General features: G+C 35.8%; 7 protein-coding genes. 2 read left to right on the top strand and 5 right to left on the bottom strand.

Annotated features, from left to right (window positions below; translation table 11 throughout):
- Positions 1-78: 78 nt before the first annotated feature.
- The 4 genes from EDC17_RS10895 to nadA all read right to left on the bottom strand — a co-directional run bounded on the left by EDC17_RS10895 (position 79) and on the right by nadA (position 4,959).
- A complete protein-coding gene (locus EDC17_RS10895) occupies positions 79-360 on the bottom strand; it encodes a transposase (RefSeq protein ID WP_165894405.1) in 282 nt (93 codons plus the stop codon).
- 435 nt (positions 361-795) lie between these two features.
- On the bottom strand, positions 796-2,703 hold the full coding sequence (locus EDC17_RS10890; protein WP_132778103.1) for an acetoacetate--CoA ligase: 1,908 nt from the start codon (positions 2,701-2,703) through the stop codon (positions 796-798).
- A gap of 90 nt (positions 2,704-2,793) precedes the next feature.
- The gene (gene thiL, locus EDC17_RS10885; protein WP_132778102.1) at positions 2,794-3,840 is read right to left on the bottom strand and encodes a thiamine-phosphate kinase; all 1,047 of its coding nucleotides are present in this window, start codon (positions 3,838-3,840) and stop codon (positions 2,794-2,796) included.
- Between the two features lie 120 nt (positions 3,841-3,960).
- Positions 3,961-4,959 (bottom strand): quinolinate synthase NadA, encoded by a 999-nt coding sequence (gene nadA / locus EDC17_RS10880; protein WP_132778101.1) that lies wholly within the window; start codon positions 4,957-4,959, stop codon positions 3,961-3,963.
- A 475-nt stretch (positions 4,960-5,434) separates the two neighbouring features.
- Between nadA and nadB the strand changes: the two genes are divergently transcribed.
- Positions 5,435-7,027, top strand: a complete 1,593-nt coding sequence (nadB, locus tag EDC17_RS10875) for an L-aspartate oxidase (protein ID WP_132778100.1) — start codon at positions 5,435-5,437, stop codon at positions 7,025-7,027.
- A gap of 5 nt (positions 7,028-7,032) precedes the next feature.
- Entirely contained in the window at positions 7,033-7,548 is a 516-nt protein-coding gene (locus EDC17_RS10870; RefSeq protein WP_132778099.1) for a gamma carbonic anhydrase family protein, read from the top strand.
- Positions 7,549-7,558: 10 nt separating this feature from the next.
- Here EDC17_RS10870 and EDC17_RS10865 read toward each other — a convergent pair whose 3' ends face one another.
- Positions 7,559-9,118: an Ig-like domain-containing domain gene (locus EDC17_RS10865; protein WP_243646127.1), complete on the bottom strand. Its 1,560-nt coding sequence runs from the start codon at positions 9,116-9,118 to the stop codon at positions 7,559-7,561.
- Between the last annotated feature and the right edge of the window lie 48 nt (positions 9,119-9,166).

The raw sequence follows: 9,166 nt of genomic DNA, 5'->3' as shown, positions 1-9,166 counted from the left end.
ATTAGCAGCATACAGTTTCTTCCCTAAGAAACCTTCAATCAAATATCAAACGGTAAAAACTAACCAATTGTACGCTTTTTAATTATCGAATTCAGGTTTACAAGCGAGCGCGAGCTTTCTGCTGGAGTACGTGTTGGAAACATAGCCATAGATCAATACCTTTAAAAGCATCAAAGGATGATAACTTGAAGCACCAGTTTTATAATATTTGTCAAGAATACCGTCTATGTTAATGGAGTTGATCACTTGATCAATGATTCGAACAGGATGATCTTGGGGAATCAATTCATCAAAGGTTGGTGGAAAGGCCATCAATTGATGCTGATAGTAGGGTTTGAAATTAGGTAATTTCCGAGACATAATCATCGATTTTTAACACTTAAATATAAGGAAATCAAATAATTATATCAATAAGAATAAGAGGAAATATAACACAAAAAAAAGACTGTACCACTTATTTATGATACAGCCCCTTCCTCCTGTCATCAGAATGTCAACAATCAACTGTCATATTGAGCGAGGTGAAATATCTGTAAATTAATCTAGAGATTCCTCCTATAGTCGGAATGACAATCAACCTTAACTGTGTCATATTGAGCGAAGCGAAATAACTGTAAACTAATCTAGAGATTTCTCCTAGGGTCGGAATGACAATTAACCTTCAATTGGCATATTGAGCAAAGAGAAATATCGTTAAATTAATCTAGAGATTCCTTCTATTGTCGGAATGACAACAACCAGCAGCTGTCATATTGAGCTAAGCGAAATATCTATATAATAGTCTTGACACTAATCCTATCCAGGGAACGACAAATACTCTTCTAAACAGTCTGGATTACGCATTATATCCTTAGAAACAGCTTTATCAATTGGGATACCTGCAAATATCTTCTTCACCGGTATTTCTAACTTTTTACCGCTTAAGGTATAAGGAATATCTGCTACTTGAAAAATAGAATCCGGAACATGTCTGGGGCTATATTGCTTTCTCAAATTGCTTTTTATTCGCTTTTGAATTGCATCATCTAATTTCAAATTCTCTACAAGTCGTACAAAAAGCAACATTTTAGAAGAACCATCGCTTTCATCGGTAGTAATCACCAGCGCATCCTGTACTTCCTCCAATTCATTTACGGCATTATATATTTCAGCCGTACCAATACGTACGCCCCCACGATTCAGCGTAGCATCGGAGCGACCATAAATTATTATTCCTTCATCAGAAATTATTTTTATCCAATCACCATGAGCCCATACGTGCGGAAATTTATCAAAATAACTGTCTCGATATTTCGCATTGTCGCTATCACTCCAAAAATATACAGGCATCGACGGCATAGGCTTCTTTATGATCAATTCACCTACCTCATCCCATACTTCCATACCATCCTCATCGAATGCTACAATATCTGATCCCAATGTCTTGCACTGCAATTGGCCTGCATATACAGGCAACATCGAAGAGCCCGACAAGAATGCCGAACAAACATCCGTACCACCGCTTAATGAAATGATATGTACCTCAGGGAATTTTTTCTGTAAAGCCTCAAAAGTTGAAGCAGGTAAGGGTGATCCGGTAGAACCAATCACTTTTGGCTGATAGTCATCTATTTCTAACTGCTCAATAGAGGTAAAATAAACTGCTCCTGCTCCTAAGTGGTCTACCTTAGCGGATTTTAAAAAACTCCAAAATGTTTGATGATTATTATGATTTATTATCCCCTCAAACAAACACAACGTAGCGCCACACAGCAAAGAAGACAATGCATAGTTCCACATCATCCAACCTGTAGTGGAATACCACAAGAAATTTTCACCAGCTTGTACATTTTGATGTAATGCTAATGCTTTGAAATGTTCCAATAGATTACCTCCTGTACTATGTGTAATAGCTTTAGGTTTCCCAGTCGTTCCTGATGAATACAATATCCAAATAGGGTGGGAGAAAGGTACACGGACAAATGTTAACGCTTTTGGTGTATATTTCTCCATTACCGTATTCCACATACTATCATTCAGATTTACAACAGATTGCAGAGTTATTAACTTACTTATCAACATAATCAAAGTATCATTTTTTGAAAATGTCTTATCATTATACTGATATTTTGTTTCAATAAATAAAAGTTTAGGTTCTATTTGTTCAAATCGCTCCACAATTGCTTTATCGCCAAAGTCTGGTGAGCAGCAAGACCATATTGCACCTAAAGAATTAGCAGCCAAGAAAATAGCAATCGTATCTACTCTATTATTCAATACAGCAGCAATCCTGTCGCCTTTACTTATCCCCTGATCAATTAAATATTGCTGTATTTTACTGACTTTACTTTTCAATTCCTCCCATTTAACTTCTTGATATTCTTCGTATTCGGATTGAAACTTGATAGCAACACCATTCGCTTTATACGATTTAAAAATATGCTCCGCATAAGACAATTCCATTCCTTCAAACCATTTCGCAGCAATAAAATCAGGGCTATTCGCTTCCCAATCTAATACATTCGTATAATTTCCAGAATAAGAAATATCAAAATAATTTAAAACCGATTCCCAAAATGAATCCAAATGATCTATAGACCATTGATGCAAAGAAGGATAATCAGGGATATTATTTTTATATTTTGCCTCAATATAATTTTTGAATGCAAATAGAGGAGAAGATTCAGTATACTGCTTCGAAGGTGTCCACAAAGGAGCTGCCATACATTTATAAATTGGTGTATCTAAAGATACAAAAAAGGTCATTGCTTATCACAATGACCTTTTATTTTTGATAAAGTTAAGCCCTACAAATTAGCTTTTATTTTTAAAAGCATTCCAGCCTTGCGCCTTGATTTCATGCACATGACCCGATTTTGAAATCATTTCTTTTCCAGCTGCAGGCTCTGTAATATAGCCTATTACAGAAATATCCAACTGCCCTTTTACCTTATCATAGTCTGCTTGCGGAATCGTGAAAAGCAATTCGTAATCTTCTCCACCACTTAACGCACATACGGTAGGATCCAATCCAAATTCACGTGCCGTTTCGTAAGTCATTGGATCTAAAGGGATTTTCTCTTCGTATAATTTACAGCCAACATTCGAGGCATTACATATATGCAAAATCTCAGATGCCAATCCATCCGATACATCTATCATAGAGGTAGGAGTGATATCCAGATGTGCTAATAAATCAATCACATCTTTACGAGCTTCTGGTTTGAGTTGACGTTCGACAATATAGTCTTTTCCTTCCAGATCAGGCTGAATATTAGGGTTTTCCAAATAAATCTGTTTTTCTCTTTCTAATAATTGCAAGCCAACATACGCACCACCCAAATCACCAGAGACACACAATAAATCACCTTCTTGTGCACCCGAACGATAAGCTATTTTTTCTTCTTTCGCATATCCAATACTGGTCACCGAAATCACCAATCCTTGTGCCGAAGCCGAAGTATCACCACCTATTAAATCAACACCGTATTTTTTACAAGCAATTAAAGCACCTTCATAAATTTCTTCGATCGCTTCCAGCGGAAATTTAGAAGATAAACCTATGGAGAAAGTAATCTGCGACGCTATACCATTCATCGCGTATATATCAGACAAATTGACTTGTACTGCCTTGTAACCCAAGTGTTTAAGGGGAACATAACGCAAGTCAAAATGAATATTTTCTAAAAGTAAATCCGTAGAAATCAACGTTTTGTATCCCGAAAAATCAAGTACAGCCGCGTCGTCTCCAATGCCCTTATTGGAAGATTCTTGTGTTAATTCTACAGTTTGAGTCAGGTGCTTGATTAAGCCAAACTCACCCAATTCATTTATATCAGTTTTATCTATATTATCAAACATATTAACATTTTTTCCACAACAAAGATACGTATAAAAATTCCTTGCCCGTAAGTGATAAAAATAGGGCTAATGTAAAAATTGCCCTATTTTCTATATTTTTCATGTGAAACATGAATAGGTTTACAAACCTAATCGAGCTGATATTTCCAACATACGCTCAATAGGTTTTTGCGCGCGTACAATTACATCTTCCGGAAGAATTATCTCTGGCTGATCGTATTTCATGCAATTGTATAATTTTTCCAATGTATTGAGTTTCATATGTGGACAATCGTTGCAAGCACAAGCATTATTTGGCGGAGCCGGAATAAATGTTTTGTGTGGGCTAGATTTTTGCATTTGATGCAAAATTCCCGATTCTGTGGCAACTATATATGTATTAGCTTCATCTTCAATTGTATATTTAAGCATTCCCGAAGTAGAACCGATGTAATCCGCCTCTGCCAAAATGTGATCTTCACACTCTGGATGTGCAATAAATTTTGCTCCAGGATATTCTGCGCGTAGATTTTCAATTTTTTCACGTGAAAAAATCTCGTGAACCATACAAGCTCCATTCCACAATATCAAATCACGACCTGTTTTCTTCTTTACGTAATCGCCCAAATTGCGATCTGGACCAAAAATAATTTTTTGATCTGCAGGAAGAGATTCTACAATCTGCACAGCATTGCTTGAAGTACACACAATATCCGACAGCGCTTTCAATTCGGCTGTACAATTCACGTATGTAATGACCAAATGATCAGGATATTGCTCTTTGAATTTTGCAAAAAGGTGTGGAGGACAAGAATCTGACAAAGAACAACCTGCTTTGAGATCTGGAAGTAACACTTTCTTGCTTGGAGAAAGAATTTTTGCTGTTTCGGCCATAAAATGCACACCAGCAAACACAATTACATCCGCATCTGTCTTGGCAGCTTGTTGAGAAAGTCCTAAGCTGTCGCCAATGTAATCTGCTAAATCCTGAATTTCAGCATCTTGATAGTAGTGTGCTAAAATTACTGCATTTTTTTCCTTTTTCAATCGTTGAATTTCTTCGATAAGATCCAAACTTGGATCCACAGGAACATCAATGAAGCCTTTTGCTTCTAAATCTCTTTGATACGTTTTGTCCATGCTGTCTTCTGTAATTTGGTTAATCCTTTTGACTAATCCAGTTCACAAAAGTAAACAAAGAAATTCAAACGAAATTCACATTCCTTTTTTTCAATAAATAATAATCTTTTTTTAAAAGAAGAATCTTATTGTTTATTAGTCTGTGGAAAATGGGGATAACTGTATGAATTTTAATTTTATTTTTCGGTTATTTATTACTTATCCACAAATTATCCACAGTATCCGAATCTTTTAGTGCTGATTTTCAATGCTGTGATTTTTCTTTGATTTTCTTTTCCATAATTTTTTGTGAGAATCTCATCGTTTAGATAATGTTAATATATGATGAATTTTTCCTCACTTGTCACGTGAAACTTGTGTGGAAATAGGTGGGATTGTGGAATAATAAATAGTTTTAAAATTTAATTAACTTTTTGTTTACACGTTTTCCACATTATTTGTTAATTTGTTTCAATTTTTAGCATGTAAAAATTTTATGTCGGAAAGAAAAGTTGATTTTTTGGTTGTTGGATCAGGAATTGCGGGTTTAAGTTTTGCATTGAAGGCTGCGGATGTTGGTAAAGTGTTAATAGTGACAAAATCCAACGAAGATGAATCAAATACAAAGTATGCTCAAGGTGGTGTGGCAGTTGTTACAGGTCAATCAGATAGCTTCGAAAATCACATTCAAGATACACTCGTTGCAGGTGATGGATTATGTAATCCACAAGTTGTGGAAAACGTAATTAAGGATGGTCCGGATCGTATTGCAGAATTGATTGCTTACGGTACTTCATTTGATAAAGAAGATTCTGGAGAGTATGATTTAGCGAAAGAAGGAGGTCATTCTGCACATCGTATTCTACATTATAAAGATATTACGGGATATGAAATTGAGCGTGCCTTATTAGAAAAGGTGCATCAGCATCCAAATATTGAAATTCTGACGCATTATTTTGCAGTAGATTTGATCACACAGCATCATTTGGGTGTACATGTGGATAAGAAATCTACCGATATTGAGTGTTATGGCATCTATGCTTTTAATACGCGAACAGGTATTGTTGAGAAGTTTCTTTCAAAAATTACGCTGATGGCGACGGGAGGTGCGGGGCATGTGTATTCCAGCACTACAAATCCTACTATAGCCACAGGGGATGGTATAGCGATGGTTTATAGAGCCAAGGGTAAGGTTCGTAATATGGAATTTATTCAGTTTCATCCGACGGCGCTATACAATCCGAGCGAATATCCAGCATTTTTGATTTCTGAAGCTGTACGCGGTTTTGGTGGAATTTTGCGGAGAGCAAATGGTGAATCTTTTATGGAAGAGTATGATTCACGTGGATCATTAGCACCGAGGGACATTGTAGCGCGAGCCATTGATGCCGAAATGAAAAAATCAGGTTTGGATTATGTATACCTGGATATTACTCATCGCAATAAAGAAGATTTATTATCTCATTTCCCAAATATATACGAGAAGTGTCTCTCCATTGGTTTGGATATGACCAAAGATTATATTCCGGTGACGCCAGCAGCCCACTATTTGTGTGGTGGTATTATGGTGGACGATTATGGTGCGAGTACGATTAATAATTTGTATGCTTGTGGAGAATGTTCATCGACTGGATTACATGGAGCTAACCGTTTGGCTTCCAATTCGTTACTAGAAGCTGCTGTATATGCACATCGTATTTTTATAAATGCAAATCAGAAGATTAAAAATATTTCTTATAAAGAACATATCCCTAATTGGGATGATTCAGATACGCATTTATTAAATGAGGATATTTTGGTCACGCACAATCTGCGTGAGACGCAGAAGTTTATGTCTGATTATGTGGGTATCGTACGTTCGGACTTTCGTCTGCAGCGCGCTATGAGACGTTTAGGGCTCTTACACGAAGAGACGGAGTCTTTTTATAAGAATACTAAGCTTTCTGTAAAACTTTGTGAACTTCGAAACGTTATTCAAGTAGCGTATTTAGTCGTTAAATCGGCGATGACACGCAAAGAGAGTAGGGGACTGCATTATACAACTGACTTTCCTAATCACGCAAATATTTTAGAAGACACTATATTGTAATATTTATGGCTACTATTTTACCTGTAAAAGAAAGCTTTCCTTTTATTGATGAGCATACCTTTGTAGCTCCTAATTGTACTATCGTAGGTGATGTAAGCATTGGAAAACATTGTTCGATATGGTTTAATGCTGTGGTACGGGGAGATGTGAATTACATCAAAATAGGAGATTATAGCAATATACAGGATAATGTAACCATTCATGGCACTTATCAACGTAATGGTACAGATATTGGCAATTATGTCAATATTGGGCATAATGCTATTGTACACGGCTGTGTCATAGAGGATTATGTATTGATCGGTATGGGTGCTATTGTTATGGACCGTGCTATTATTCAATCTAAGGTAATCATAGCAGCTGGTGCCGTTGTATTGGAAAATACGGTTTGTGAGTCCGGTTATTTATATGCTGGTGTGCCTGCAAAAATAATAAAGCCACTTACTGATGAGCAAATGGCTTTATTGGAAAATCTTCCGCACAATTATGTGATGTATTCGAGCTGGTTTTCGGAAAAATAGTACATTTCTATCATTCAAATTTGGGTGTAATCGTCTCCGATTGCTCCCAATTGGCACGAATGGTAATAGGTTTTTCCAGATACCAAATCGGCTCTGCATGAATTCTATTAAATACATCAGCACCATCCCATCTGCCATTTCCATTCATATCTTTAATCATTCGTAATACGTATTTCCCACCTGGGAATTTGCTGTATCGCAGCTCGCTACTATTTCTTATAATTTTCTGATCAATTATCTTGTCCTTATTTTCGTTAGTAAGTTCAACAATATAATTGATATTACTGTCTAGGCCATTTATAATGAATTTAATGTCCCCAAAGTTTTCTGTCTCATCTAAGGTGAAAGCATTCTTTACTTCTTTGTTTTTATCATTAAAAATAGAAGACATTGCATTCTCTTGAATGGTTAATTCATAGTTTCTTTTAGGTCTCCAATTATAACGTAGGTGGTATACATTTGTCAGTACGCTATCTTTTTGCAATTGAAAATTGCGTCTGGAAGTAGAATCTTCCAACAGCGTAATTTTATCTTTATCAATATTCAAGATTGGAAAGTTTCCCGTTATTTTAATATGATTTACTTTTTCAACCTTATTCGAAATATTGAGTTGGGGTTTTAGTTCGCGCTCGTATTTATCATTTTTACCCCTGCGTATAATCACCGTGTCGAGTACTGTATTGCGATCCAGCAGTTCGAATTTCAGCGAGTCAAAATCTACTTCTTCAAAGAAGAACTTAAGTGAATCTTTTGTCTTACTATATTCTAAATGCACCTTATCATACGCGATATTTTGAGGATGTAAGAATTGGATAGAAGGGGAGTCGATAGGCTGATTGAATGTGACTAATACGCGACTATCTTTTTCTATTTTTCGATCATTGACTCTAAATTCTTTTGGTTTTCCTTTCGAATATTCAATTTTGATATCTTGAATATTTTGGGTTAAGACGATAGAGTCCGATAGAAATCCAATAAGCTCGTTCGGTTGATTATAGATACGATCATTGTTCTCTTCCTTAAGAGCGTATATTCTATAAGTATCTTCTCTTAAGTTTTTGAATGTGAAATTACCTGTACTGTCTACGCTTGTAAATATATTAGCTTTTCTTTTTCCAAAAATACTGTCTTGCTTAGTTGGGATTAATAATACACGTACGTCTAAATCTTGCTTAGGATCAAATGTTTTGGTGTATGCATTCTGAACGGAACCAGCGATAGAAAGAGAATCCAATTCAGGTCCTGTAGAAAATACATAATTGTAATTGGCTATGGGATTGCTTTCGTTGTAATCAACTAAACCTTTACCGAAATTAATTGTGTATGTTGTATTTTCTTCCAGTGAATCGGGTAGGGTAATGATCAGATCTTTTTTCTTTACTCGATATTCTGGTTGTTTGTCTAGATCTGGAGATATACTAAACTCCTTATGTTGGTTGTTTAGCTTAATATATTCATCAAAAGTAAGTACAATCTCTTTTTGTTTAAAATTACGCGTTAGATTAGCAGGCAATTCATTTAAAATTACTGGAGGAATTGAATCTTTTGGTCCTCCAGTAGGTGTTTGCATGTTAGCACACCGAATAGAAGTTAGCGATATAAGTAAAGCTAATACAAA

This window comes from Sphingobacterium alimentarium (assembly GCF_004342685.1).
Taxonomy (GTDB): Bacteria; Bacteroidota; Bacteroidia; order Sphingobacteriales; family Sphingobacteriaceae; genus Sphingobacterium; species Sphingobacterium alimentarium.
This window is presented reverse-complemented; position numbering and strand designations above follow the sequence as displayed.

Excerpts from the sequence above, each read along its gene's own strand:
- EDC17_RS10895 (WP_165894405.1), bottom strand. The coding sequence starts at position 360 with ATGTCTCGGAAATTACCTAATTTCAAACCCTACTATCAGCATCAATTG.
- EDC17_RS10890 (WP_132778103.1), bottom strand. The coding sequence starts at position 2,703 with ATGGCAGCTCCTTTGTGGACACCTTCGAAGCAGTATACTGAATCTTCT.
- thiL (WP_132778102.1), bottom strand. The coding sequence starts at position 3,840 with ATGTTTGATAATATAGATAAAACTGATATAAATGAATTGGGTGAGTTT.
- nadA (WP_132778101.1), bottom strand. The coding sequence starts at position 4,959 with ATGGACAAAACGTATCAAAGAGATTTAGAAGCAAAAGGCTTCATTGAT.
- nadB (WP_132778100.1), top strand. The coding sequence starts at position 5,435 with ATGTCGGAAAGAAAAGTTGATTTTTTGGTTGTTGGATCAGGAATTGCG.
- EDC17_RS10870 (WP_132778099.1), top strand. The coding sequence starts at position 7,033 with ATGGCTACTATTTTACCTGTAAAAGAAAGCTTTCCTTTTATTGATGAG.
- EDC17_RS10865 (WP_243646127.1), bottom strand. The coding sequence starts at position 9,118 with ATGCAAACACCTACTGGAGGACCAAAAGATTCAATTCCTCCAGTAATT.